Annotated in this window: 21 protein-coding genes; 15 read left to right on the top strand and 6 right to left on the bottom strand. The window is 59.8% G+C overall.

Annotated elements, in window-relative coordinates:
- Positions 1 to 13 precede the first annotated feature (13 nt).
- The 5 genes from purH to ACR0ES_RS17640 all read left to right on the top strand — a co-directional run bounded on the left by purH (position 14) and on the right by ACR0ES_RS17640 (position 5,375).
- A complete protein-coding gene (purH, locus tag ACR0ES_RS17620; protein ID WP_480871425.1) occupies positions 14 to 1,603 on the top strand; it encodes a bifunctional phosphoribosylaminoimidazolecarboxamide formyltransferase/IMP cyclohydrolase in 1,590 nt (529 codons plus the stop codon).
- Complete coding sequence (gene lspA, locus ACR0ES_RS17625) at positions 1,603 to 2,079, top strand: signal peptidase II (protein WP_480487777.1); 477 nt, start codon at positions 1,603 to 1,605, stop codon at positions 2,077 to 2,079. Before purH ends, lspA begins: the two co-directional genes overlap by 1 nt.
- Before the next feature lie 50 nt (positions 2,080 to 2,129).
- Positions 2,130 to 2,645: a DUF3035 domain-containing protein gene (locus tag ACR0ES_RS17630; RefSeq protein ID WP_480482853.1), complete on the top strand. Its 516-nt coding sequence runs from the start codon at positions 2,130 to 2,132 to the stop codon at positions 2,643 to 2,645.
- 82 nt (positions 2,646 to 2,727) lie between these two features.
- Positions 2,728 to 4,068: a M16 family metallopeptidase gene (locus ACR0ES_RS17635; protein ID WP_480487775.1), complete on the top strand. Its 1,341-nt coding sequence runs from the start codon at positions 2,728 to 2,730 to the stop codon at positions 4,066 to 4,068.
- The gene (locus ACR0ES_RS17640) at positions 4,065 to 5,375 is read left to right on the top strand and encodes a M16 family metallopeptidase (RefSeq protein WP_480560499.1); all 1,311 of its coding nucleotides are present in this window, start codon (positions 4,065 to 4,067) and stop codon (positions 5,373 to 5,375) included. The genes ACR0ES_RS17635 and ACR0ES_RS17640 overlap by 4 nt, the downstream gene beginning before the upstream one ends.
- Positions 5,376 to 5,397: 22 nt before the next feature.
- Here the strand turns inward: ACR0ES_RS17640 and ACR0ES_RS17645 are convergent, their stop codons facing one another.
- The 3 genes from ACR0ES_RS17645 to deoC all read right to left on the bottom strand — a co-directional run bounded on the left by ACR0ES_RS17645 (position 5,398) and on the right by deoC (position 9,811).
- A complete protein-coding gene (locus ACR0ES_RS17645; protein ID WP_480538540.1) occupies positions 5,398 to 6,207 on the bottom strand; it encodes an SDR family oxidoreductase in 810 nt (269 codons plus the stop codon).
- 224 nt (positions 6,208 to 6,431) lie between these two features.
- On the bottom strand, positions 6,432 to 8,765 hold the full coding sequence (locus ACR0ES_RS17650; protein WP_480871426.1) for an aldehyde dehydrogenase family protein: 2,334 nt from the start codon (positions 8,763 to 8,765) through the stop codon (positions 6,432 to 6,434).
- A gap of 47 nt (positions 8,766 to 8,812) precedes the next feature.
- On the bottom strand, positions 8,813 to 9,811 hold the full coding sequence (gene deoC, locus ACR0ES_RS17655) for a deoxyribose-phosphate aldolase (RefSeq protein ID WP_480474226.1): 999 nt from the start codon (positions 9,809 to 9,811) through the stop codon (positions 8,813 to 8,815).
- Between the two features lie 198 nt (positions 9,812 to 10,009).
- On the opposite strand from deoC, the gene ACR0ES_RS17660 reads away from it, so the two are divergent.
- The 6 genes from ACR0ES_RS17660 (at position 10,010) to ACR0ES_RS17685 (ending at position 17,317) form a co-directional block, all read left to right on the top strand.
- A complete protein-coding gene (locus tag ACR0ES_RS17660; RefSeq protein ID WP_480871427.1) occupies positions 10,010 to 10,963 on the top strand; it encodes a metal ABC transporter solute-binding protein, Zn/Mn family in 954 nt (317 codons plus the stop codon).
- 3 nt (positions 10,964 to 10,966) lie between these two features.
- Positions 10,967 to 11,770 carry a metal ABC transporter ATP-binding protein gene (locus tag ACR0ES_RS17665; protein ID WP_480871428.1) on the top strand — a complete coding sequence of 268 codons (804 nt, stop codon included), beginning with the start codon at positions 10,967 to 10,969 and terminating at the stop codon, positions 11,768 to 11,770.
- Positions 11,771 to 11,773: 3 nt separating this feature from the next.
- On the top strand, positions 11,774 to 12,979 hold the full coding sequence (locus ACR0ES_RS17670) for a metal ABC transporter permease (RefSeq protein WP_480833345.1): 1,206 nt from the start codon (positions 11,774 to 11,776) through the stop codon (positions 12,977 to 12,979).
- Positions 12,976 to 13,905 (top strand): metal ABC transporter permease, encoded by a 930-nt coding sequence (locus tag ACR0ES_RS17675; RefSeq protein WP_480833346.1) that lies wholly within the window; start codon positions 12,976 to 12,978, stop codon positions 13,903 to 13,905. The genes ACR0ES_RS17670 and ACR0ES_RS17675 overlap by 4 nt, the downstream gene beginning before the upstream one ends.
- Positions 13,906 to 14,167: 262 nt before the next feature.
- The gene (gene mutL / locus ACR0ES_RS17680; protein WP_480774259.1) at positions 14,168 to 16,030 is read left to right on the top strand and encodes a DNA mismatch repair endonuclease MutL; all 1,863 of its coding nucleotides are present in this window, start codon (positions 14,168 to 14,170) and stop codon (positions 16,028 to 16,030) included.
- Positions 16,031 to 16,087: 57 nt separating this feature from the next.
- Positions 16,088 to 17,317 carry a DNA recombination protein RmuC gene (locus ACR0ES_RS17685; RefSeq protein WP_480774258.1) on the top strand — a complete coding sequence of 410 codons (1,230 nt, stop codon included), beginning with the start codon at positions 16,088 to 16,090 and terminating at the stop codon, positions 17,315 to 17,317.
- A gap of 63 nt (positions 17,318 to 17,380) precedes the next feature.
- On the opposite strand, the gene ACR0ES_RS17690 is transcribed toward ACR0ES_RS17685, so the two are convergent.
- Together ACR0ES_RS17690 and ACR0ES_RS17695 are read right to left on the bottom strand one after the other, a co-directional pair.
- Positions 17,381 to 18,031 carry a ChrR family anti-sigma-E factor gene (locus tag ACR0ES_RS17690; RefSeq protein WP_209505067.1) on the bottom strand — a complete coding sequence of 217 codons (651 nt, stop codon included), beginning with the start codon at positions 18,029 to 18,031 and terminating at the stop codon, positions 17,381 to 17,383.
- A gap of 10 nt (positions 18,032 to 18,041) precedes the next feature.
- Positions 18,042 to 18,698, bottom strand: a complete 657-nt coding sequence (locus ACR0ES_RS17695; RefSeq protein ID WP_209598534.1) for a sigma-70 family RNA polymerase sigma factor — start codon at positions 18,696 to 18,698, stop codon at positions 18,042 to 18,044.
- Between the two features lie 146 nt (positions 18,699 to 18,844).
- On the opposite strand from ACR0ES_RS17695, the gene ACR0ES_RS17700 reads away from it, so the two are divergent.
- Both ACR0ES_RS17700 and ACR0ES_RS17705 read left to right on the top strand, forming a co-directional pair.
- Complete coding sequence (locus ACR0ES_RS17700; protein WP_209505066.1) at positions 18,845 to 19,618, top strand: DUF1365 domain-containing protein; 774 nt, start codon at positions 18,845 to 18,847, stop codon at positions 19,616 to 19,618.
- An 86-nt stretch (positions 19,619 to 19,704) separates the two neighbouring features.
- The gene (locus ACR0ES_RS17705) at positions 19,705 to 20,022 is read left to right on the top strand and encodes a DUF3775 domain-containing protein (protein WP_209505065.1); all 318 of its coding nucleotides are present in this window, start codon (positions 19,705 to 19,707) and stop codon (positions 20,020 to 20,022) included.
- Between the two features lie 571 nt (positions 20,023 to 20,593).
- Here the strand turns inward: ACR0ES_RS17705 and ACR0ES_RS17710 are convergent.
- Positions 20,594 to 21,481: a LysR family transcriptional regulator gene (locus ACR0ES_RS17710; RefSeq protein WP_480774256.1), complete on the bottom strand. Its 888-nt coding sequence runs from the start codon at positions 21,479 to 21,481 to the stop codon at positions 20,594 to 20,596.
- Between the two features lie 171 nt (positions 21,482 to 21,652).
- On the opposite strand from ACR0ES_RS17710, the gene ACR0ES_RS17715 reads away from it, so the two are divergent.
- Both ACR0ES_RS17715 and ACR0ES_RS17720 read left to right on the top strand, forming a co-directional pair.
- Positions 21,653 to 22,273, top strand: a complete 621-nt coding sequence (locus ACR0ES_RS17715; protein WP_480774255.1) for a glutathione S-transferase family protein — start codon at positions 21,653 to 21,655, stop codon at positions 22,271 to 22,273.
- 69 nt (positions 22,274 to 22,342) lie between these two features.
- The gene (locus tag ACR0ES_RS17720) at positions 22,343 to 23,998 is read left to right on the top strand and encodes an FAD-binding oxidoreductase (RefSeq protein WP_480871429.1); all 1,656 of its coding nucleotides are present in this window, start codon (positions 22,343 to 22,345) and stop codon (positions 23,996 to 23,998) included.
- Positions 23,999 to 24,125 lie beyond the last annotated feature (127 nt).

A 24,125-nucleotide genomic window follows, 5' to 3' on the forward strand; every position in this document is an offset into this window, starting at 1 on the left:
GACCTTTGGACCCATGACCGACCTTCACCCCGTGCGCCGCGCGTTGCTTTCCGTTTCCGACAAGACCGGGCTGATCGAGCTGGGCAAGGCGCTGTCCGAACGCGGGATCGAATTGCTGTCGACTGGCGGCACTGCCAAGGCGCTGCGCGATGCAGGGCTAGAGGTGCGCGATGTCAGCGAAATCACCGGGTTCCCCGAGATGATGGATGGCCGGGTCAAGACGCTGCACCCGATGGTGCATGGCGGGTTGCTGGCGCTGCGCGACAATGACACCCACGTCGCGGCGATGGAGGAACATGGCATCGGTGCCATCGACCTGCTGGTCGTGAACCTCTACCCGTTCGAGGCAACCGTCGCCAAGGGCGCGGGTTATGACGAATGTATCGAGAATATCGACATCGGTGGCCCGGCGATGATCCGCGCGGCCTCCAAAAACCATGCCTTCGTGAACGTAGTGGTGGATGTCGAGGATTATTCCTCCCTACTGGATCAGCTGGAAGAAAACTACGGCAAGACGTCCTATGGCTTCCGCCAGTGGCTGGCGCAAAAGGCCTATGCCCGAACAGCGGCCTATGACGCCGCCGTGTCGAACTGGATGGCCGATGCGCTGCAACTGGACGCCCCAAAGCGCCGCGCATTTGCTGGCGAGTTGAAGCAGACCCTGCGGTATGGTGAAAACAGCCACCAGCAGGCAGCGTTCTACACGGACGGCACCAACCGCCCCGGCGTCGCCACCGCCGTACAGCATCAGGGCAAGGAACTGAGCTATAACAACATCAACGACACGGACGCGGCCTTTGAGCTGGTGGCCGAGTTTGATCCGGCGAAAGGCGCGGCTTGCGCCATCATCAAACACGCCAACCCTTGCGGTGTAGCCACAGGCGCAACCCTTCTTGAGGCGTACAAGGCGGCATTTGACTGCGACCGTACTTCGGCCTTTGGTGGCATTGTTGCGCTGAACCAGCCGCTGGATGCAGAAACAGCGCAAGAGATTACGGGCATCTTCACCGAGGTTGTGATCGCCCCCGGTGCCTCGGACGAGGCCAAGGCGATTTTTGCCGCCAAGAAAAACCTGCGCCTGCTGACGACCGAGGCGCTGCCGGATGTAACCGAAGGTAGCAAAACCGTCCGTCAGGTGGCCGGCGGGCTGTTGGTGCAGGACAAGGATAACGGGTTCATCGGCATGGACGACCTCAAGGTCGTGACCAAGAAAGCCCCGACCCATACGCAGATGCATGACCTGTTGTTCGCGTGGAAAGTTGCCAAGCACGTCAAATCCAACGCCATCGTCTACGTCAAGGATGGCGCAACCGTGGGTGTTGGTGCGGGGCAGATGAGCCGTGTGGATTCGGCCCTGATCGCGGCCAAGAAAGCCGAACGTATGGCTGAAACGCTGGGCTTGCCGCAGCCGCTGACCATCGGTTCTGCCGTGGCATCGGATGCGTTTTTCCCCTTCCCCGACGGGTTGATGGAAGCCGCCGAAGCGGGCGCGACCTGCGTCATTCAGCCGGGCGGGTCCATGCGCGACGATGAAGTGATCGCCGCAGCCGATGAGGCCGGTCTGGCGATGGTCTTCACCGGTATGCGTCATTTCCGTCACTGATGCGGTCACGCCTGCTTCTCTGGGCGGCCTTGGCCGCCTTCGCGATCGACCAGATCAGCAAATATCTGGTCGTTCACGTCCTGCGCGTGGCTGAACGGCCCGACGGTATCGATGTTCTGCCACCGCTGCTGGTGTTCAAATACGGCGAGAATCGGGGCATCAATTTCGGCCTGTTTCAGGGCGACTCTGAGGCTGCGCGCTGGTTTTTGATCGGTGTGTCCGTGGTGATCTGCATCGGTGTGCTTGTCTGGCTTGGTCGTTCGACGCGTTCGAAATTCATGTTGTTCTGTGGCGGCATGCTGATCGGCGGAGCGCTTGGGAATGTGGTCGACCGGCTTCTTTATGGGTTTGTTCTGGATTTCCTGAACATGTCCTGCTGTGGCATCAACAACCCGTTTGTGTTCAACTTGGCGGATGTGTTCATATTCGCCGGAGCGCTGGGGCTGGTTTTGTTTGACGGCAAAAAGCCCTCGTGACGCGCGGAATGATATGCGATAAAAGCGCCTGAAACAGGCTGGAGACACCAATGCGGATGCCGCGCGCCATATTTGTTCTGACAGTTGCCGCTGCGGTTGCGGCATGTTCGAATCCCGGACTGCGGGATCTGGCGCCTCCGGGACAGGGTCCGGATGAGTTTTCGGTATTGCCGGTCAAGCCGCTGACCCAGCCTCAGGATTACGCGTTCCTGCCGGCACCGACGCCGGGTGGTGGAAATCTGACAGACCCGACCCCTCAGGCCGATGCGGTGATCGCGCTGGGCGGTAATGCCGCCGCCCTGAACCCCAATGCCGGTGTGCCGTCGTCGGATGCAGCGCTTGTGACGGCGTCCAGCCGTTATGGCGTGCCAGCCGATGCACGGCAAGTGGTCGAAGCCGAGGATGCCGCGTTCCGCAAACGCCGGGGCCGCTGGACCGGTCTGCGCCTGTTCCCCGTCGACCGCTATAATCAGGTCTACGAACGCCAGTCGATCGATCCGTATTCGGAAACCGATGCCGCCCGCCGGGCCGGGGTCGAAACCCCGACCTCGCCCCCGAATGAATAATTCTTAACTTTCCGTCATCGGGCTTGAACCCGGGCCGCACCACCGTAGTTTGAATACTATAAAACGAAACGGAGGATGCCCCATGGTTCGGGCCCTGGCCTTGTCGGCTGCCCTGATCGCCACCACCCCGGCTTTTGCCGGGGGCGGGAAAGAAGCGGTCACCACATTCACTTTGGACAACGGCATGAATGTCGTCGTGGTCGAAGACCATCGCGCGCCTGTCGTGCAGCACATGGTCTGGTACCGCGCCGGATCGGCGGATGAGCCGATCGGATCGTCGGGTGTCGCGCATTTTCTTGAACACCTGTTGTTCAAGGGCACAGATACTTTGGCGCCAGGTGAGTTCTCGGCTACCGTCGCGGCCAATGGCGGCAACGATAATGCGTTCACCTCGTATGATTACACTGCCTATTTCCAGCGCGTCGCCGCCGACCGGCTTGAGTTGATGATGCGCATGGAATCGGACCGTATGCGGAACATACGCCTGAGCGATGAGGATATCGTGACCGAGCGCGATGTGATCCTTGAGGAACGCAACCAGCGCACCGAAAACAACCCGCGCGCCCTGTTCGGCGAACAGATGAGCGCGGCACAATACCTCAATCACCGTTATGGCGTGCCGATCATCGGCTGGAAGCACGAGATGGAAGAACTGGAACTGGAAGACGCGCTGTCTTTCTACCAGACCCACTACGCGCCCAATAACGCCATTCTGGTTGTCACCGGAGACGTTGATCCCGCCGAGGTTCGCACTCTGGCCGATCAGTATTACGGTGTGATTCCCGCCAATGCGGATTTGCCGGAACGGGTCCGGTCGCAGGAACCCCCGCAAACCGCCGAACGTCGTCTGACTTTCAAGGACCCTCGCGTGGCGCAGCCCTACATCCAGCGCAGTTACCTGGCGCCGGAACGCGATCCGGGCGATCAGGAAAAGGCGGCAGCCCTGTTTCTGTTGGCGGAACTTCTAGGGGGCAGCACGACCTCTTACCTGAACGAAAAGCTGCAATTTGATCAGAAAATGGCTGTTTATACCGGGGCGTTCTACCGTGACGTGTCGCTGGATGACACAACATTCGATCTGCTGGTCGTTCCCGCCGAAGGGGTTTCCCTGCAAGAGGCCGAAGATGCCATGGACCAGGCCGTGGCCGATTTCATTGCCGAAGGTGTCGACGAGGACGATCTGAACCGCATCAAGATGCAGTTGCGGGCCGCGCAGACCTATGCGCGCGACAATGTGGACGGGATCGGCAACCGCTATGGGCGCGCCCTGACCAGCGGCCTGACAATACAGGACGTGCAGGCATGGCCTGATATTCTTCAGGCTGTGACCGGCGACGAAATCATCGCCGCCGCCCGCGATGTTCTGCAACCCGAGGCGTCGGTCACCGGCTGGCTGATGCGCGATGATGAGGTAACGCAATGAAACGGTTTCTCGCAACGCTGATTGCCTGTCTGGTTGCTCTGCCTGCCTTGGCCGAGATCGAGATTGAAGAAGTGACCTCGCCCGGCGGGATCACCGCATGGCTGGTCGAGGATCACTCGATCCCTTTCACCGCGCTCGAGCTACGCTTTCGTGGCGGTACGTCGCTGGACGACCCGGACAAGCGCGGCGCCGTCTATCTGATGAGCGGGCTGATCGAGGAAGGGTCCGGCGAAATGGACGCGCGGACCTATGCGCGCGAGCTTGAGGCGCTGGCCGCATCGTTCCGCTATAACGCCGGTGACGACACGGTTTCGATTTCCGCACGTTTTCTGACCGAAAACCGGGATGAGGTCGCCGACCTGCTGCGTGAGACGATTCACGAACCGCGCTTTGATCAGGACGCGGTTGACCGTGTGCGCGCACAAATCCTGTCCGGGCTGCGATCAGATCAGACCGACCCGAACGAGATTGCAGGCCGCAACTTTGCCCAGATCGCCTATGGCGATCACCCTTATGGTTCCGAAGGCAAGGGCACGATCGAAAGCGTCTCGGCGCTGACACGGGATGATGTGGTAACGGCGTATGAAAGCGTTTTTGCCAAGGATCGTCTTTATGTGGGGGCCGTCGGCGATATCACGGCCGAAGAACTGGGCGCATTGCTTGACACATTGCTCGCCGACCTGCCGGAAACGGGCAAGCCCATCCCGGGCAAGGCCAACGTGACCATCCCCGGCGGGATCAGTGTTGTCGAGTTTGACACCCCGCAATCCGTGGCGCTGTTTGGCCATGCCGGAATAGATCGGGACGATCCTGATTTCTTTGCCGCCTATATCCTGAACCACATCCTGGGCGGTGGCGGGTTCGAAAGCCGTCTGATGCAGGAGGTGCGCGAAAAGCGTGGCCTGACCTATGGGGTTGGAACCTATCTTGTGCCCAAGGATCTGGCCTCGGTTTACCTGGGGTCGGTGTCATCGGCCAATGACCGCATTGCCGAGGCGATAGAGGTTATTCGCAACGAATGGGCGCATGCTGCCACCGAAGGGGTGACGCAGAAGGAACTGGACGATGCCAAGACCTATCTGACTGGCGCTTATCCGCTGCGCTTTGATGGCAACGGGCAGATTGCCGGGATCATGGTGGGGATGCAGATGGAAGGATTGCCCATCGATTATATCGCCACCCGCAATGACAAGGTGAACGCGGTCACACTGGAAGACGTGAACCGCGTTGCATCCGAACTGTTGGACCCGGACGGCCTGCATTTCACTGTTGTTGGAAAGCCGGTTGGGCTGGAAACTACCAACTGAACTGCAAGGGGTGAGTTGCGGCTCACCCCTTTTTCATACTCCGCAGCATATCGCCCATCATCTGGCCGAACTTGCCCGATCCGCGCTGATAAAGTGCCCCATCCACGGCCAGAACCGTGCCGCTGATATAGCTGGCCAGATCCGAGCTGAGGAACAGGCAGGCGTTGGCCACGTCCTGCGGCTGGCCCCAGCGGCCCAACGGCACGTCGCGGCGCAGTTCTTCGTGGGCGTTTTTGGTGGGCGCAAGGCGTTTCGCACCCTCGGTGCCTTCGATGAACCCCGGCACAACCGAATTCACCCTGATCCCTTCGACACCCCATTCCATCGACAGCGTGCGGGTGATCTGATCCACCCCCGCCTTGGCGGCGCAAACATGCGACTGGCCTTCGTACGGCAGGTAGGACTGCGGGGCCGAGATATTGATGATGCTGGCACCGGGGCGTTTGAGGAACGGATACGCCCCCTTCATCACGTGGATCGTGCCCATCAGGTCGATATCGATCACGGTCTTGAACGCGTTGACCGACATCTCGGACGCCAGCGCCGGGAAGTTGCCCGCCGCGCCCGAGATCAGCACATCGAAATCCCCAAAGGCGTCATGGAATTGCTTCAGTCCCGCCGCCACAGCGTCGGCATCACGCACATCAAACGCAGCCCCAATCGCATCCTGTGCGCCTGCGGCTTTCAGCGCGGCGATGGTGTCATCGACCTTTTCCCGCGACCGGCTGGCCACGGCCAGTTTGGCACCCGAGGCCGCAAAAGCCTCGGCAATGCCGCGATTGATACCGCTGGTTCCGCCAATCACGATGACGGTTTGTCCTGAAAAATCCATGTAACGCCCTTTATCTTTGATCTACTGGGTGAGCGCCATTCTCTTGACTGAGTTCGTTGCGCATCTCCTCAATCATCGGAAGCACAAGAGTTTCGCGATTTGCGAGTAAGAATACCAAGCACGCAAATGCGCCGACCAAAGAAAAAATCACCAAACGAGCGATAGAAGTCCGATTGGTTTTCTCAGTCGGTAGTACCAAAGTAAACGCTCCCTTGGCGGGAGCCCTACTCGCCGTAGGGCACCCAGATGTTTTTCACTTCTGTTGCAGCCTGAAGGAAGCGGCGGGAATGGTCCATGCTCCAGTCAAATGCCGTCGCGTTATTGACCCAGGTCCGCTTCAGGTTCCCGGCTGAAACGACCTCGATCTCTTTCGACAGGTCGGTGGACGAAAACGACCAGACCGCGTCGACATTCAGATGCGAGGCCAGCGGTTTCGCCAGTTCCGCATGGCTGCCCGTCAGGATGTTGACCACACCGGCAGGGACGTCCGAAGTCTCAAGGATCTGGTAGAAATCCGTCGCCGCCAGCGGGTAGGGCTCAGAAGCCACCAGAACCGTCCGGTTGCCCATCGCAATCGCAGGCGCCATGGCCGAGACCAGACCCAGCAGCGGTGCCTCATCCGCGCAAAGCGCACCGATCACGCCAACGGGTTCCTTCATGGCGATGGCCACGCCCCGGATCGGAACACCATGGACCTGGCCGTCATACTTATCGGCCCAGGCGGCGGCAGTGAACAGGCGTTGGATCGAAGCCTCGACTTCTTTCGCGCCGTCTTTCCTGCCGGTCATGGCGTCGATCCGCGCCGCGAATTCACCGGCACGGGCCGAGAGGTTTTCGCCGATGTAATAGAGGATCTGGGCCCGCAGATGGCCGGTGGTTCTGGACCAGCTTTTGGCACCTGCCGCAGCCTCGACCGCGTTGCGCACGTCCTTGCGGTTGGCAAGACCCACATGGCCCAGCAGGCCGGACTTGCCCCAAACCGGTTTCGAATAACCACCATCGGGCCGCGCCTGCTTGCCGCCGACATACAACTTGGCAGTGCGGTCAATCGGGTCGACCGGTGCCCCTTCGCCCATGGCTGCCTCGACCTTTGCCAGCGGCTTGGCCTTACCCTTGGGTCTGGTATAGGCGGTCAGCCCTTCCCAACCACCTTCGCGGCCAAAGCCGCTTTCGCGGACCCCACCGAACCCGGCAGCGGCGTCAAACAGATTGGTGGCATTCACCCAGACGACGCCCGCAACCAGCTTGGGCGCGATATCCAGCGCAAGGTTCACATTCTCGGTCCAGACAGTCGCCGCCAGACCGTACCGGGTGTTGTTGGCCAGCTCGACGGCCTCTTCCGGTGTGCGGAAAGTCGAAGACACCAGCACCGGACCAAAGATCTCTTCCTGCATCAACGGGTCCGAGGTCTCGAGCCCCGAGATCAGTGTCGGCGGGTAGTAGCAGCCGTTTGCGGGAAGATCGCAGGCAGCTTGATGCACATGGCCCGCTGTGTTGCTTTCGACCATTCCTTTGATGGTCTGCAACTGAACCGGGTCCACAACCGCGCCCACGTCGATACATTTGTCCAGCGGATTGCCGACACGCAGCGTGTCCATCCGGGCGCGCAGCTTGTCGTGGAAACGGTCGGCGATGCCTTCCTGCACCAGCAGGCGCGAACCTGCACAGCAGACCTGACCCTGATTGAACCAGATCGCATCCACCAGCCCTTCGATGGCCGAGTCGATATCGGCGTCATCAAAGACGATGTACGCGGATTTGCCGCCCAACTCCAATGTCAGTTCCTTGCCAGATCCGGCAGTGGCCCCACGGATGCGGCGGCCCACAACAGTCGAGCCGGTAAAGGCAATCTTGTCCACGTCCGAGGCCACGATCATCTCGCCCACGGTACCGTCTCCGGTGACGATGTTGACGACACCTTTCGGCAGACCGGCCTGTGTGCAGATATCGGCAAATAACAGCGCCGTCAGCGAGGTATATTCAGCGGGTTTCATAACCACCGTATTTCCCATTGCCAGCGCAGGCGCGATCTTCCACGCCAACATCAGCAGGGGGAAGTTCCACGGAATGATCTGACCGCACACACCCAACGCTTCAGCGTCGGGCAGCTCGCTTTCCATCAGCTGCGCCATACCGGCGTGGTAATAGAAATGCCGCTGCGCCAGCGGAATATCGATGTCACGCGATTCCCGGATCGGTTTGCCGTTGTCGAGGCTTTCCAGCACCGCAAACAGACGCGAATGCTTTTGCAGCAGTCGCGCAATTGCATACAGATACCGCGCACGGCCCGCGCCGCCCAGTTTCTCCCATTTCGGCTGAGCCTTGCGCGCGGCGGCAACAGCGGCGTCCACGTCGGCCTGCTTGGCCTGCGTCAGCTTGGCCAGAACCTCCCCGGTCGCCGGGTTGCGGCTGTCAAACCCTTTGCCCGGCTTGGTGAAAGCACCATCGATATAGTGTCCGAACTTGTCGCCCTGATCGACCAGCCAGGCCAGTGCCTCGGCGGCGCTTTCGGGGGCGGGGCCGTATTCCATGGTCTCAAAAATCTCTTTGACTGTCATGACTTCATCTTTTCCCAAATACTCACTGTCCAGACATACCCACGGGCTCAGCCCATCGAGTGTCTGTAACCAGCCGAGTAAGCCCCGGTGACATAGTGTTCCAACTGCCGCTCGATATCGCCCAGCAACGATGAGGCGCCAAAGCGGAACAGATCCGGTTCCAGCCAGCGATCACCCAGCTCGTCCTTGATCAGCGACAGATAAACCAGCGCGTCCTTGGCTTTCGAAATACCACCCGCAGGCTTGTAGCCGACCCGATATCCGGTGCGGTCATAATAGTCGCGGATCGCGCGGATCATCACCAACGACACGGGCAGGGTGGCGTTGACGCTTTCCTTGCCGGTCGAGGTCTTGATGAAATCCGCCCCGGCCATCATGCACACCAGCGAGGCGCGCGCGACATTGCGCAGGCTACCCAATTCTCCGGTCGCAAGAATGGCTTTGACATGGGCATCGCCACAAGCCACGCGGAACGCCTTCATCTCATCATACAGGGCCTGCCAGTCCCCCGACAGCACGTGACGGCGCGAGATTACGATGTCGATTTCCTCGGCCCCGGCCTTCACGCTTTCCTCGATCTCAGCCACGCGCAGATGGAACGGGGACAGGCCTGCGGGAAAGCCGGTGGACACGGCAGCGACCGGAATGCCAGTGCCTTTCAGAGCGTCTACGGCGGTTTCGATCATGTCGTGATAGACACAAACCGCCCCGGTTGTGATCGGCGGCATGTCCAGCGCCTGAAGAACCGAAGGCGCAACCGGCTGACGGGCCTTTGCACACAGGCGGCGCACACGGCCCACCGTATCATCGCCCGACAGCGTGGTTAGGTCGATCATCGTGATGGCTTTCAGCAGCCACGCAGCCTGATATTCCTTCTTGACCGAACGGCGGCCCGGCAATGTGGCCGCACGGCGTTCAATCGCGGAAGTATTGGCCTGAACGGCGCGCACCCAGTCCAGATCCAGTTCCATTCCGGGGTTCCGGGGTTCGGTCACTTGCGGCAGATGCGCGGTGCGCACGGGGCTTTCTGAGCTCTGCGTATCCATGGTTACGTCCTTTGGGAGGTTTGCGACAAAATCGCACGGGTGGCCCGGGAATGGAAGGTGTTCCAGCGCAATGATCGAATATTTTTGACCATTTGGACAAATAATTGAGGTTTTCTTGCGAATAATTCTCATTAGCGTTGACTTAGTTGCGAATGGTTCTCATATTTGATCCAACACGTATCTAAATCGAGGTTGGAAATGATTCGTCAGCATTGCCTTGCATTTTTGGCTCTGGCCCTTTCGGTGCCAGCCATGGCTTTTGCCGGGGCACCGCTGAAAGTGGTGGCCACGACGGGCATGATTGCAGATGCGGCCCGTCAGGTCGGCGGTGATCTGGTTGAGGTCAGAGGGCTTATGGGCCCCGGCGTTGATCCCCATGCCTATCGCCAGACGCGCAGCGATATTGTTGCGATGACACGGGCAGACCTGGTTCTGTGGCACGGCCTGTATCTCGAAGCGCAAATGGAAGACTTTTTTCATGACCTCGTGCGGAAACGGACCGTCATTGCGGTTGCAGAAGGCGTAGATCAGTCCATGCTGCGTGCGCATGATGATTATGCCGACAAGTATGATCCGCATGTCTGGATGACACCCGCGCTGTGGCGCGAGGTTGTTCTGGAAGTACAGCGCGCGCTGACGGAGGCACGCCCCGAAGCCGCCGAGATTTTTGCCGCGAATGCACAAGCCCATCTGGCCGACATAGACCGTCTGACGGCCTATGCCGAGAAAACCCTGTCTTCGGTACCGGACCACAACAAGGTTCTGGTCACAGCCCACGACGCCTTTGGCTATTTCGGTGAAAGTTTCGGGTTCGAGGTTCTGGGCATTCAGGGCATCTCGACCCAATCCGAGGCGGGCCTGAACCGGATCGGAGAGCTGGTTGACCTGTTGGTTGATCGCCGGATCACGGCGGTCTTCGTCGAAAGCTCGGTTTCTGACAGGTCGATCCGCGCGCTGATCGAAGGGGCCGCAGCCAAAGGGCACGAAGTGAAGGTCGGGGGCGAGTTGTTCTCGGACGCCATGGGCGAGGACGGCACCTATGAAGGCACTTATATCGGGATGCTGGATCACAATATCACCGTCATCGCAGGCGCATTGGGCGGAGAAGTTCCCGATCGCGGCATGAACGGCAAACTGTCAGCGGGGTTCTGAGAGATGCTGGGGCTGATCAGCAACGAAGGTGTGACGGTCCAGGAACAAAACCTGGATAACAGCCCTCTGGCTGTTCGGGGCCTGACGGTTTCCTACGGGCAAAAACCTGCGGTCTTTTCGGTTGATATGACGGTTACGCCTGGCGCGATGACCGCCATTATCGGGCCAAACGGCGCTGGAAAATCAACGCTGCTCAAGGCGGCGCTGGGCATCGTTACGCCATTGTCGGGGCAGGTGACCGTATTTGGTCAGCCGCTGAATTCGCAGCGCCCGCGTGTTGCCTATGTTCCCCAGCGTGCCAGTGTGGACTGGGATTTCCCGACACGGGTGATCGACGTGGTTCTGATGGGTCTGTCTCGTGAACTGGGCCTGTTGGGCCGCTTGCGCGCGCGCCACAAGGCCCGTGCGATGGATTGCCTGAACCGTGTGGGTATGCGCGATTTCGCGGATCGCCAGATTGGCCAGCTGTCCGGTGGCCAGCAACAGCGTGTGTTTCTGGCGCGTGCTCTGGCTCAGGATGCTGATCTGTACCTGCTGGACGAGCCGTTTGCCGGTGTCGACGCCGCCACCGAAAAAGCCATCATCGCGGTGCTGAAATCCCTGAAAGAGGCCGGTAAGACAGTCGTTGTGGTGCATCACGATTTGGCCACCGTGACCGACTATTTCGACCACGTTTTCCTGATCAATACCCGCAAGGTGGCCGAGGGGCCGGTGGCCGAGGCGTTCACGGCGGAATCGCTGCAATCGGCCTATGGTGGCAGGTTGGCAACGGCGCAGATCGATCAGATTTCACGCGCGCTGGGATAGTTCATGCTTTGGGATGCTCTGACCCTTCAGCTTGGCTATAACGCCACGCTGGTTGCCATCGGTGCAACATTGCTGGGCGTGTCGGCGGGCGTGACGGGGACATTCCTGTTTCTGCGCAAGCGCGCCCTTGTCAGCGACGCAATCAGCCATGCAACCCTGCCGGGCGTCTGTATCGCTTTCATGGTGCTGGTCGCGCTGGGCGGGGACGGGCGCAACCTGCCGGGCCTTTTGGTGGGGTCCGCTATTTCCGCCTGGGTTGGTCTGTTGTGCATGAATTGGCTGACACGGCGCACCCGCCTGGCCGAGGACGCCGCGATCGGTGCGGTTCTGTCCGTGTTCTTCGGCTTTGGGATCGTGCTGCTGACGGTCATCCAGACCATGGGGGTTGGCCGTCAGGCCGGGCTGGAAGGTTTCCTGTTGGGTTCAACCGCCGGAATGCTGTGGGCCGATGCGGTGATCATCGCACTTGGTGGCGCCTTGACGTTGGCGCTGGTGCTGATCATCCGCCGTCCGATGACCCTTGTCGCATTCGATCCCGAATACGCAGCGGCGCGCGGGTTGCCAGTGCATCGTATCGACCTGGCCATGATGGGGCTGGTCATGGCCGTGACCGTGGTCGGTCTGAAAATCGTCGGCCTGATCCTGATCGTGGCGTTGCTGATCATTCCGGCGGTGACCGCCCGGTTCTGGTCTGACCGCTCGGAACGCGTTGTTCTGCTGGCCGGGTTGGCAGGTGGACTAGCCGGATTTATCGGCGCTGCCATATCCGCATCTGCGCCCAATCTTCCAACCGGCCCGATCATCGTACTGGTCAGCTTTGCCTTTTTCCTCGCCTCCCTCTTCTTCGCCCCGATGCGTGGCGTTCTGGCGGCGGTGCTGCGGCATCTGCGGTTTCAGCGCCGGGTGCATATTCGTCAGGGACTTCTGGCGCTGGCACAAGGGCAGAAGATCTATGAACCCCTGACCCTGCGTTTGCTGCGGCGTGCCGGGCTGGTCCGGGCGGATGGCGTGGCGACGGACACCGGCAAGGCCCGCGCGGCCAAGGCCCTGCGGGATGAAAAGCGATGGGAAATCGTGCGCGCCGATCAGGCGCACGAGGCGACAGCTGCGCTCTATGACGGGTTGCGTGATATCGAGACCGTTCTGACACGCGACCAGATTGATGAGATCGACCGCCAGATTGGCGGACCGCAGGGGATACCGGCATGAGTGGTGAAGAATTCGTTCCGCTGTCTCTGACGCCGCTGCTGATCGGAACATTTGCGGCCATCGCCTGTGCCTTGCCCGGCAACTTTCTTGTGTTGCGAAAACAGGCGCTGATCGGCGATGCGATCAGCCATGTAGTGCTGCCGGGTATCGTTGTTGCGTTTCTGCTGACAGGTGCCATATCCACCTGGCCGATGATGTTGGGTGCGGCTGGGGCCGCGGTTCTGGCTGTTGTCCTGATCGAGGCCATTCGCCGACTGGGGCAGATCGAACCCGGGGCCGCCATGGGCGTGGTCTTTACCACCATGTTCGCAGCAGGCGTTCTGCTGCTTGAGCAGACGGATACGTCAACCGTGCATCTGGATGTGGAACATGCGCTTTACGGCAATCTCGAAAGCCTGATCTGGCTGGACGCGACCGGGTGGTCCTCGTTGCTGGACGCTCATGCCCTTGCCGGATTGCCCCCGGAACTGCCCCGTATTGCGCTGACACTGGTGGGTGTGATGCTGTTTACATGGCTGTTCTGGCGGCCGCTGAAAATATCCACCTTTGACGAAGGTTTCGCCCGCACGATCGGTATTCGCACGGGACTTCTGGGCATGGCGCTCGTCATCACTGCGGCTATCGCGGCGGTTGCCGCTTTTGACGCTGTGGGCTCGATCATCGTGATCGCGATGTTTATCTGCCCTCCGGCAGCTGCGCGGATGCTGACCAACCGGCTTGAGGCACAGATTGGCTGGAGTGTCGTGATCGCTATAACCTCCGCCGTGACGGGGTATGTGATAGCAGGCTACGGGCCCCTGTGGCTGGGTGCAGCGGATGCGGTCAGTGCGGCAGGGATGATCGCAACAATGTCCGGGCTGATCCTGGCGCTGGCGGCCATGTTTGGCCCATGCCGCACACGCGTTGGTGTTCAGACGTCAGCCTGAGACGGCATTTTCCTGCCGCAGATGCCTATGCGTCATCGGCCAAACTCTGCCCAGATGCCGTTAAGGTTAATCTTAAGCAGATTTTTGGGAAGTCTCGTGCTAGAGGGCTGCCCATTGATTAGCTGAACACACCACTCACTTTGGTACGCCCGGATGGTACGGAATGGGGATTCATTCACGGCCATCCGGGCGCCACTTTCCGATCAGAAGACATGCTCAAACCGGTGGCAGAATCGTGCGCGGTTGTGCTAGGTCTAGGGGTATGGCGCAAACAAACCCCAATATCAGCGAAAATCGCCCCGTGATCAGACAGCTTGACGATGCTGCCATCAACCGTATTGCGGCGGGTGAAGTGGTGGAACGCCCGGCCTCGGCGGTCAAGGAACTGGTCGAGAATGCACTTGATGCCGGGGCCGCGCGTGTAGCCGTCGAAATCGCCGACGGGGGAAAGACACTGATCCGCGTGACCGACGATGGCTGCGGTATCCCGGCCCAAGATTTGCCGCTTGCCCTGTCGCGCCATGCCACATCAAAGATCGACGGATCGGACCTGCTGAATATCCACACCTTCGGGTTTCGAGGCGAAGCTTTGCCCTCGTTGGGGGCTGTCGGACGCCTGACCATAACCAGTCGCGTGCCCGGTGCGGACGCGGCGCAGATCCATGTTGCGGGTGGCAAGATGGGTTCGGTCAAGCCTGCCGCCCTGCGCGCGGGCACGGTGGTCGAGCTGCGCGATCTGTTTTTCGCCACCCCCGCACGGCTGAAATTCATGCGCACCGACCGGGCCGAGGCGCAGGCGATCACGGACATGGTGAAACGGCTGGCGATGGCCGAACCATCCGTCACATTTACCCTGCGCGATGTCTCGGGCGGTGGCGAAGGCCGTGTTATCTTCCGCGCGGATCGCGAGAATGGCGACCTGTTTGATGCCCTGCACGCCCGTCTTGCCCGTGTGATAGGGCGCGAGTTTGCCGAGAATGCGCTGCGGATCGATGCCACGCGCGACGGTCTCAGGCTTTTTGGTTATGCGGCCCTGCCGACCTATTCCCGTGGCGCTGCGGTGGCGCAGTACCTTTTCGTCAACGGGCGTCCCGTGCGCGACAAGATGCTGACCGGCGCTTTGCGGGCGGCCTATTTCGATTTCCTCAGCCGGGACCGTCACCCGGCCGCGGCATTGTTCATCGACTGCGACCCGACATTGGTTGACGTGAACGTTCACCCTGCCAAGTCCGAGGTCCGGTTCCGCGATCCCGGCGTTGCGCGCGGGCTTATCGTGTCCAGCCTGCGCCACGCTTTGGCCGAGGCAGGGCATCGTGCGTCATCGACCGTGGCCAATGCGACCCTGGGTGCAATGAGACCGGAGCCTGCGCAGTCTGCACCAGCGCGGGTCTATCAGATGGATCGCCCGTCGCCCGCAGCGCGCCAGGCCGCGTACCGGGCGCAGGCTCCGGGTTTTGCGGAACTGGCGCATGATTACAGCGGCAGCATTGTCGATCCGACCCCGGTTGCACCCGTATCACAGGGTCAGGAGCCTGATGCGCAAAACCTTCCGCTGGGCGCTGCGCGCGGGCAGGTGCATGAAAACTACATCATCGCCCAGACTGCCGATGGAATGGTGATCGTTGATCAGCACGCCGCGCATGAACGGCTGGTCTATGAAAAGCTGAAAACACAGATGGCCGAGACAGGCGTCGCGGCGCAGGCACTTTTGATCCCTGAGATTGTTGAGTTGTCCGAAGGCGACTGCGCCCGTCTGATGGCGGTCTGTGATGATCTGTCCCGTTTGGGGCTGACCATCGAACCCTTTGGCGGAGGCGCAATTGCCGTGCGCGAAACCCCGGCCATTCTGGGCGAGGTCGATGCGCGCGCGATGATCCTGGATATCCTCGACGAACTGGCCGATCAGGGCGAAACACAGATGGTGCAGGCAAGGATCGAGGCGATCCTCAGCCGGGTTGCCTGCCACGGCTCGGTCCGGTCCGGCCGCCGGATGCGGGCCGAGGAAATGAACGCCCTGCTGCGCGAGATGGAGGCGACGCCGCATTCCGGCCAGTGCAATCACGGGCGACCCACATATGTGGAACTGAAGCTAAGCGATATCGAACGCCTGTTCGGGCGCAGTTGATTTGGTGTCAAACAGGCCTTAAGAAGACAGAAACAAAACGAGAACATACTGAACCCCATGATCCAGATTGCAGGTATTGAAATAGCGCTGAATGATCCCGTGATTCTGGTTGCGGGCGGAACAGTCGCGCTGATCCTGCTGCTGCTGTTCCTGTCGTTGCGTGCCGCCAATCGCTCGGCCCGGATGGCGGAACCGCTGGCGCGGCAGATGGCGCTTCTGGGTCAGCATGTGCAGCAGTTGGGGCAGGGGCAGGAACAGTTGCGCGGCGGCTTGCAGCATGTTTCGGACACACAGGCCAACGCGCAGGTGCAGGTGATCCAGACGGTCGAGGCACGCTTGTCCTCGGTTCAGCAGCAGATGAATGACCGGCTGGCGGATAACGCGATGAAATCGGCTCGCGCGCTGGCCGAGATGCAGGAACGGATGAAGGAAACCCTGCACGGTTCGTCAAAACAGACGGCGACATCACTGACGCAGCTGCAGGAACGTCTGGCCGCCATCGACAAGGCGCAGGACAATATCACGAAACTGTCGGGCGATGTTCTCAGCCTTCAGGATATCCTGTCGAACAAGCAGCGGCGCGGGATGTTTGGTGAGATTCAGCTGAACGATATCGTGTCCAAGGCGCTGCCCGCGGACAGCTATTCGCTGCAAGCCACCTTGTCGAACGGCAGGCGCGCGGATTGCCTGGTGCATCTGCCGAACCCGCCCGGCCCGATCGTGATTGACGCGAAATTCCCGCTTGAGGATTTCGAGGCACTTGCCGCCGCGCAGACCAAGGCGGATGTTGAAAGATGCCTGCGGGCTTTTGGCGCTGCCGTGAAAGTGCATATCAAGGCGATTTCCGAGAAATACATCCTCGACGGGGAAACCGCTGACGGTGCCCTGATGTTCGTCCCGTCCGAAGCGATCTATGCCGAGCTGCACGCCCGCCTGCCCGATGTGGTGCGCGAAGGGTTTGCCGCAAGGGTCTGGATCGTCTCGCCCACCACCTGTATGGCCACGCTGAACACGATGCGGGCGATCCTGAAAGATGCGCGCATGCGTGAACAGGCCGGTGCGATCCGCAAAGAACTGGGATTGCTGCACAAGGACGTGGACCGTCTGGGCGACCGCGTTTCAAACCTCGACCGTCACTTCGGGCAGGCGGCCAAGGATATCTCGGAAATCAAGATCAGTGCCGAAAAGGCTGGCCGCCGGGCGCAGCGGCTGGATAATTTCGACTTCGAAGAAATCGCGCCCGATACTGAAACAGAGGTTGTGCCGCTGGCACGTCACGAAGGCTGAACATCCTGTTGAAGAACTGAACCGGCACCGGGCCGGTTCTGATGGGCCAGCGCCTGCAAGGGTTCAGATACGCAGAAAGGGCTGGAACAGGCGCGGCATCAGCTTGTTGAATTTCAGCGGCGCGTCCGTAACCGCCAGGCATATGCAGTCTTCCGAGATATCCGCGACAGGTGTGTGTTCCAGATCCTCGTCGGCGATTTCAACATCGCCACGGGCAAAATGGTCAACCTCGTCCGAGAAAGCCCCTTGCAGAACCATTGTCAGCTCCATGCCGTTGTGGCCGTGATCCGGCACGGCAGCACCGGCCGGAATGAACAGCAAGCGGGCGGTGGCGTCTTTGGTGGTCGGCAGGATCGCCTGTTTGACACCCATGCCAATCGACCGCCAGCGGATGTCCTTGACTGTCCCGCCCACGTAATCCTGCAACGGGGCTGGCAGAACTGCACATCCCGGGCGAACGGGCTTGGGCGCCGGAGCACCTTGGGCGATCAAAGCCATCGTGGCCGCCAGGGAAGTTTCACTCATGCTGGCACCCTCACTCTGCTCGTCCAGAACTTGTCCGCCAACGGCGTCATAACTTTCAGCGCGCGCGCGGCAGTGGTCGCACAGGGACAGATGCGTGGCGACCATCAGATCGAAGGCTTCGGGCAGACCGCCTGCGGCATAGGCCATCAGCAGGTCATCCGTCAGGTGATGTTTGATCAACTTGCTCATCTTACTCATCTCAGTTCATCGCGTGGCGCAAGCGGTCCAGCGCCAGCCGTATGCGTGATTTGATCGTTCCCAGCGGCAACCCGGTCTGCGATGCGATTTCCCGGTGACTCAGGTCGCCGAAATATGCCTTCTCGATCAGGTCCCGCTGTGCATCCGGCAACGCCTTCAAGGCGGTGCGCAGTTGCGCGGTTTCCTGTTGCAGCGCGATGACGTCATCCTGATCGGGCTCAGCCTCGGGCCCCCAACCCAGATCTTCGGGTTCAGGGCGGCGTTGCTTGCGCAGCACGTCAATGCGCTTGTTTCGAGCGATGGTGAACACCCATGTGGCTACGGTGGCACGCGTCGGGTCGAACAGGTGGGCCTTGTGCCACAAGGTCGCCATCACTTCTTGCGCGCATTCTTCTGCCATGGTGGCATCAGCCCCTGACTTCATCAGGAACGCCTTGATACGTGGCGCGAAGTGCTGGAACAGCTCGGCAAATGCCGCCTGATCCTGCGCATCCCGGATGCGTCTGACGTGGTCCACCCATTCGGCCCTGGTCTCGCGCTTGCTGTTGATTTCGTTCACCCGCCTACCCTTGATGCGTTTGTGGACGCGCCAAGGTTGAGGGGCGGGTGTTTCAACCGCTGGTCCGTCCAAGGTCGCTGTATTGGTCTCGGTAAACATAACCATATTACGGCGCATGTCCCAAGCCGGATCACTTTATCGGAACATTTTGATCCGCTCCCGGCCAAGTCTCGTAATATGAACACCAGCGGCAAAAAAGAAATCGCGACTGCTCTGGCGGTTATGCAAGGACCAGAAGGCATCGGATGGCAAAAACGATAGATCATGTTGCAGGCCACACCTATCACGGCCGCAAGGGGGCAATCGACAACGCCTTCCGGTATTCTGTCGATTACATCCTGTTTGATCCCGAAGCCCGGTTAACCACGCCTTTTCTGTTTTCAATGGACCGGACAAATGTCACCAACTGGCGAACCCGCGATCACGGAGGAGAGCCAGGTCAAGGCCATGGTGCCGCCTGGCTGCGCGCGCGATTTGCCGAGATGGACATTCCGCAACCCGCGCAGGTCATGCTGCTGACCCAGCCAAGGGTGCTGGGCCACGTTTTTAATCCCGTCAGTTTTTGGTTTTGCTTTGACCGCGATGATCAGCTTTACGCCGTGGTGGCCGAGGTGACGAACACCTTTGGAACGCGCCACAGTTATCTGTGCCATAAGCCGGATTTTTCAACCATCGAACCAACCGACCGATTGGCGGCCGAAAAGGTGATGCATGTCTCGCCCTTCCAGAAGATTGAAGGCAGCTATACGTTCCGCTTCGACTACAGCCCGGATCGGGTTGGTGTGTGGATCGACTACACGCGCGCGGGTGGCGGGTTGATCGCGACACTGACCGGACCGCGCCAGCCATTGACCAGCCGGGTGATCCTTTGGTCTTTTCTGCGTCGCCCATTCGGTTCGCGGCGCACTTTTGCGCTGATCTTATGGCAGGCCTTCAGGTTGTGGCTGAAAAAAGCTGCCTTCCGTCCGTTTCGCAAGGAACCTGTGCCTGATCATCCAGTATCGCGTGTGGGGCAGTGACCAGCCTGTTTGTTCAAGATCAAAGACGCAGGCGCCTGCCAGTGGTTGTGATGGCGTAACAACCGCGAACACGAGGAGTCGAAGAGATGTTGGAAATCTCGGCAAGAAAAGTCGCCCAGGTCGCCATGATGGGCCGCGAGCTGAACCGGGCCGAGGGCGAATTGCGGGCGTTCATCGACCGCATGAGCGAAGACGAGCAGGCCGAACTGGTCGCCATCATGTGGATCGGGCGCGAGAGCTTTTTTGCGGAAGATCTGGCCGAGGCCATCGCCACCGCCAAGTCCGAGGCTTCGACCCCTTGTGCAGACTACCTGATCGGAACACCGCACATGTCTGACCACCTTGAGAATGGTCTGGACGCACTGGGGATATCTGCGGAAGACGTGGAAAACGATCTGATGTAGACCGCGCGACATCATCGCTGCCCGGTGCCTGCGTCTGGCGGCGCCGGATATTGCCCGCCAAGGCAGACTAACAGCGACGGGGGTGTCAAGCTTTCGAGCGAGGTTGGTGAAAGTCTGTATTCGGTTTCTCTTTGCCTTCGAAGCCGCTGCGAATAGGTTTCTATGTGATCTTCTTGAAAAGCCGCCACTTTCCCAAAGGTGCGGCTTTGTAAGCCGTGTATTTCTACTGAGGTAGACAGTTTTCTGTCGCGGCCTTGAGGAAATCATTGCTGAACGGGGATTGCGCGTGGACCATGCTACATAGAACATGTGGGTCAAGCGGTTTTCACCGGTGATCGTACCGCGCGCAATCGATGAAGCGTCCTACACTGAATTCTTGGCGCATGGACGCCATATAGGTCCGTGTGCATGTCCATGGAAAGTGGATGTATCTCTACCGCGCTTTCGACAAAGCGGGAAATACTCTTCATCTCATGCACCAAAACGAAAGTTCTGCCTAACGTTCTCAAGAATTTGCGGAACAACCGCCACGGTTGTGGCTGGACTGTGGATCCGTTTCAGTTGCTGGATGTCAGCCTGATCGAAAATGCTGCGCCAGAAAATCAATCAACGCGCGCACCCGGGTCGTCAGGTGACGATTGGGTGGATAGAGCGCATAGAGGCCGAAGTTTTCCGTTTCATAGTCCTGAAACAGGTGCTCTAGGGTACCCTCTTCCAGACTGCGGGCAATCACATAGTGCGGGCAACGCGCAATACCCAGCCCGGCGATCGCCATGTTGGCAATCGCCGCCGGGGCATTGGCATGAAACATTCCCGCCACCTTGACCACAATATCCCTTGTCCCGGCTCGAAACCTCCATGCTGTTGCGTCGGCCGGATTTTCGTCAATCAGGCAGTTATGTGTGGCCAGTGCCATCGGATCACCCGGACGCCCCCTTTCCGCTAGATAATCAGGCGACGCGCAGACGATCAGCGGCATATCGGACAGCTTCCGCGCAATCAGGGTCGAATCCCGCAACACCCCGATCCGTATGGCAAGATCGAACCCCTCTTCAACAAGCGCCACGCGCGAGTCCGACAGTTTAAGGTCGATATCGACCTTCGGATGCGCCCGCAGAAACGAAGCCAAAGCCTGAGTCAGGTTGATGCTGCCGAACCCGGTTGGTGCGGTTAATCGGATTGGCCCGGCCAGTGCCGATTGCCGCTCCTGAACAAGGTCTTCCAGCTCGTCGATTTGTTCCACGATCGGGCGGCAGCGTTCAAGGTACGCGATGCCGACGTCCGTCAACGAAACGCTTCTGGTTGTCCGGTTGAACAGCTGCGTCGATAGCTTGGCCTCCAACTGGGCAACATACTTGCTGACCAGTTTGGTAGACAGGCCCAGCCGCCGCCCCGCGGCAGTGAACGATCCCTCATGAGCAACCGCCATAAATGCCCGCATCGTGTCAATTGTATCCAACGCAGCGCTCCTTCGTCAGGTTGGTGTTTGGTCAATTATACCCAATTTGTTCATAGTTACTGAATAAAACGCAGGATTATAACTAAGAAAGGTTTTGCCATGTTCTAGCCAGTGACCGCTGACGAACATCGCCAGCTCGCTCCCAAGAAACTCCTCCGAAAGGAAACAGACATGCCAAACGCAATCCGTATCCACCGTCATCCCTTGTCCGGGCATTCACACCGGGTGGAACTATTCGCCAAGCTTGGCGGCATCAATCACGAGCTGATCGATGTCGACCTGCTGTCTGGCGAACACAAGAAAGAGCCGTTTCTTTCCCTGAACCCTGCCGGGCAGGTGCCGGTGATTGAGGACGGTGAAATCGCGATCGCCGACTCCAACTCTATCCTCGTGTACCTTGCGCGGAAATACGCGCCTGATTGGCTGCCGACTGATCCGGTGCGCGAGGCGGAAGTTCAGAAGTTCTTGTCGCTGGCCGCCGGCGACATCGCCCACGGCCCTGCGGCAGCACGATTGATCACCGTTTTTGGCGCTCAACTGGATGCAGAACGTGCCAAGGCCATCGCCAAATCCGCCTTTGACCGGCTTGAGGCGCATTTGAACGGACGCGACTGGCTGGTCGGAACCAGCCCATCCATCGCTGATGTCGCGATCTACAGCTATACGGCCCATGCGCCTGAGGGAAACGTTTCACTGGATGATTATCCCAATATCCGCGCCCTGCTGGCCCGGGTTGAGGCGTTGCCCGGCTTTGTGGCCATGCAAAGCACCAAGGTCGGCCTCGCCGCCTGACACCAGAGCGCGCCCGGCCGTCAGGACCGGGCGCATGCGTCCAAACTTTGCCGCCCCAGGAGAGACCCCATGATTTCCATCGAACCCAGCGACAGCAGCACTTCCCCTTTTCATCGGGGTGAACACATGGCGCAGGCGCGGCTGGGTGTCCGCGACATTGAACACTGGGCACGGAAAGTTGTCCGCGACCACATGCCCGAACAGCATCGGGATTTTCATACCGCCCTGCCGTTTCTTGTGATGGCCGCGCGCGATGCGCAAGGTCGGCCCTGGGTTACGTTATTGGAAGGGCCAGACGGGTTCGTCTCTGCACCAGATAACAAAACGCTTTCCATTACTGCCTTGCCAGCCCAAGGCGATGCATTGCACGGTGCCCTTCACCCCAAAAGCGATGTTGGCATCCTTGGTATTGAACTGGCCACGCGTCGGCGCAACCGTATCAATGGCCGCGCCGGACGCGTCACTCCGACCGGTTTTGATTTTCACGTTGACCAGACCTTTGGCAACTGCCCGCAGTATATCCGTGAACGCGCGTGGCACCGGGTTGATGACTCGAGGCCCGGACCGACAACACTCGGCCAATACTTGACGCCGGATCAGGTCCGGTGGATCGAAACAGCCGATACTTTCTTTATCGCCAGCGGCTATCGCGAAGAGGGCGAAAGCCCGACTTACGGGATGGATGCGTCCCATCGCGGTGGCGACCGTGGTTTCGTGCAGGTTCTGGACAACCGGCGGCTGCGGTTTCCCGACTATGCCGGCAATAACCACTTCAACACTATCGGCAACCTGTTGCTCTACCCAAGGGCGGGATTTCTGTTCGTCGATTTCGAAAGCGGCAGCTTGCTGCAACTGACCGGCGTCGCCTCGATCGACTGGGCCAGCGATGAGATCACAAATTTCCCGGGGGCGCGGCGGCTGGTGACACTGGAGATTGACGAGGTCGTGGAAATCCGCGCGGCAGTCAGCCTCAGATGGACTTCGGATGCAGATTCTGTCCGATCGCTCCGCCTGATCGAAAAGATCCGTGAAAGCGTCGATGTCGCCTCGTTTGTTTTCGAAGCTCGCGACGGTGGCCACTTGGCTGGGTTCGAGCCCGGGCAATACCTGCCAATCGAGCTTGAAATTCCAGGGATCGCCGAACCGGTGCGCCGGACCTATTCGCTCAGTAACGGACCGAACAATCATCGCTATCGGATTACGGTCAAGCGTGAGCCAAAAGGGATCGCATCGCAGTTTCTGCACGATCATCTGGAACTGGGCGCAATCATCAACAGCCGTCGGCCAGCGGGTGATTTCACAATGACTTGCGACCGGTGCCCATTGGTTCTGGTCAGCGCAGGTGTTGGTATCACACCGATGTTGAGCATTCTGAATAAGGTCGCAGACGAGCGCGGCAACCGCCCTGTCTGGTTCATCCACGGTGCTCGGGACGGTCAGCACCATCCAATGGCCGGTGAAGTTCACGATCTGGCCTCTAGGCGGCCGGGGATCACGACGCATGTGGCCTATAGCCAACCAACGCCAGAGGATGAGTTCGGAATGGACTATGACTCGCATGGCCGTGTCGATGGGGCGCTTCTGGCGCAACTGATCAACGATGCCAGCGCGCATTACTTTCTGTGCGGCCCTGTCAGTTTCATGGCCGAGATCCAGGCCGATCTGGAACGCCGCGGCATCTCTCCGGAACATATTCACACCGAAAGTTTTGGCCCCACTGGGTGATTTGACGTGATCCTGCGTGGGCAAATGAAGCTCAAACCACCAGAGCAAGGACATACGTGCCTTTTGTTCGTTTCGTTTGCATTGTGTTGTTGGGATAGCGTTCACCGGCCGGAATGATTTCGCCATT

It is taken from the genome of Ruegeria sp. N7, assembly GCF_056531345.1.

Bases quoted from the DNA above. Each gene is read 5' to 3' on its own strand.
- ACR0ES_RS17675 (WP_480833346.1), top strand. From the start codon at position 12,976: ATGAGTGGTGAAGAATTCGTTCCGCTGTCTCTGACGCCGCTGCTGATC.
- ACR0ES_RS17685 (WP_480774258.1), top strand. From the start codon at position 16,088: ATGATCCAGATTGCAGGTATTGAAATAGCGCTGAATGATCCCGTGATT.
- ACR0ES_RS17645 (WP_480538540.1), bottom strand. From the start codon at position 6,207: ATGGATTTTTCAGGACAAACCGTCATCGTGATTGGCGGAACCAGCGGT.
- ACR0ES_RS17650 (WP_480871426.1), bottom strand. From the start codon at position 8,765: ATGACAGTCAAAGAGATTTTTGAGACCATGGAATACGGCCCCGCCCCC.
- ACR0ES_RS17660 (WP_480871427.1), top strand. From the start codon at position 10,010: ATGATTCGTCAGCATTGCCTTGCATTTTTGGCTCTGGCCCTTTCGGTG.
- ACR0ES_RS17715 (WP_480774255.1), top strand. From the start codon at position 21,653: ATGCCAAACGCAATCCGTATCCACCGTCATCCCTTGTCCGGGCATTCA.
- ACR0ES_RS17700 (WP_209505066.1), top strand. From the start codon at position 18,845: ATGGCAAAAACGATAGATCATGTTGCAGGCCACACCTATCACGGCCGC.
- ACR0ES_RS17635 (WP_480487775.1), top strand. From the start codon at position 2,728: ATGGTTCGGGCCCTGGCCTTGTCGGCTGCCCTGATCGCCACCACCCCG.
- lspA (WP_480487777.1), top strand. From the start codon at position 1,603: ATGCGGTCACGCCTGCTTCTCTGGGCGGCCTTGGCCGCCTTCGCGATC.
- ACR0ES_RS17670 (WP_480833345.1), top strand. From the start codon at position 11,774: ATGCTTTGGGATGCTCTGACCCTTCAGCTTGGCTATAACGCCACGCTG.
- ACR0ES_RS17630 (WP_480482853.1), top strand. From the start codon at position 2,130: ATGCGGATGCCGCGCGCCATATTTGTTCTGACAGTTGCCGCTGCGGTT.
- mutL (WP_480774259.1), top strand. From the start codon at position 14,168: ATGGCGCAAACAAACCCCAATATCAGCGAAAATCGCCCCGTGATCAGA.
- ACR0ES_RS17705 (WP_209505065.1), top strand. From the start codon at position 19,705: ATGTTGGAAATCTCGGCAAGAAAAGTCGCCCAGGTCGCCATGATGGGC.
- ACR0ES_RS17640 (WP_480560499.1), top strand. From the start codon at position 4,065: ATGAAACGGTTTCTCGCAACGCTGATTGCCTGTCTGGTTGCTCTGCCT.
- purH (WP_480871425.1), top strand. From the start codon at position 14: ATGACCGACCTTCACCCCGTGCGCCGCGCGTTGCTTTCCGTTTCCGAC.
- ACR0ES_RS17665 (WP_480871428.1), top strand. From the start codon at position 10,967: ATGCTGGGGCTGATCAGCAACGAAGGTGTGACGGTCCAGGAACAAAAC.
- ACR0ES_RS17690 (WP_209505067.1), bottom strand. From the start codon at position 18,031: ATGAGCAAGTTGATCAAACATCACCTGACGGATGACCTGCTGATGGCC.
- ACR0ES_RS17720 (WP_480871429.1), top strand. From the start codon at position 22,343: ATGATTTCCATCGAACCCAGCGACAGCAGCACTTCCCCTTTTCATCGG.
- ACR0ES_RS17695 (WP_209598534.1), bottom strand. From the start codon at position 18,698: ATGTTTACCGAGACCAATACAGCGACCTTGGACGGACCAGCGGTTGAA.
- deoC (WP_480474226.1), bottom strand. From the start codon at position 9,811: ATGGATACGCAGAGCTCAGAAAGCCCCGTGCGCACCGCGCATCTGCCG.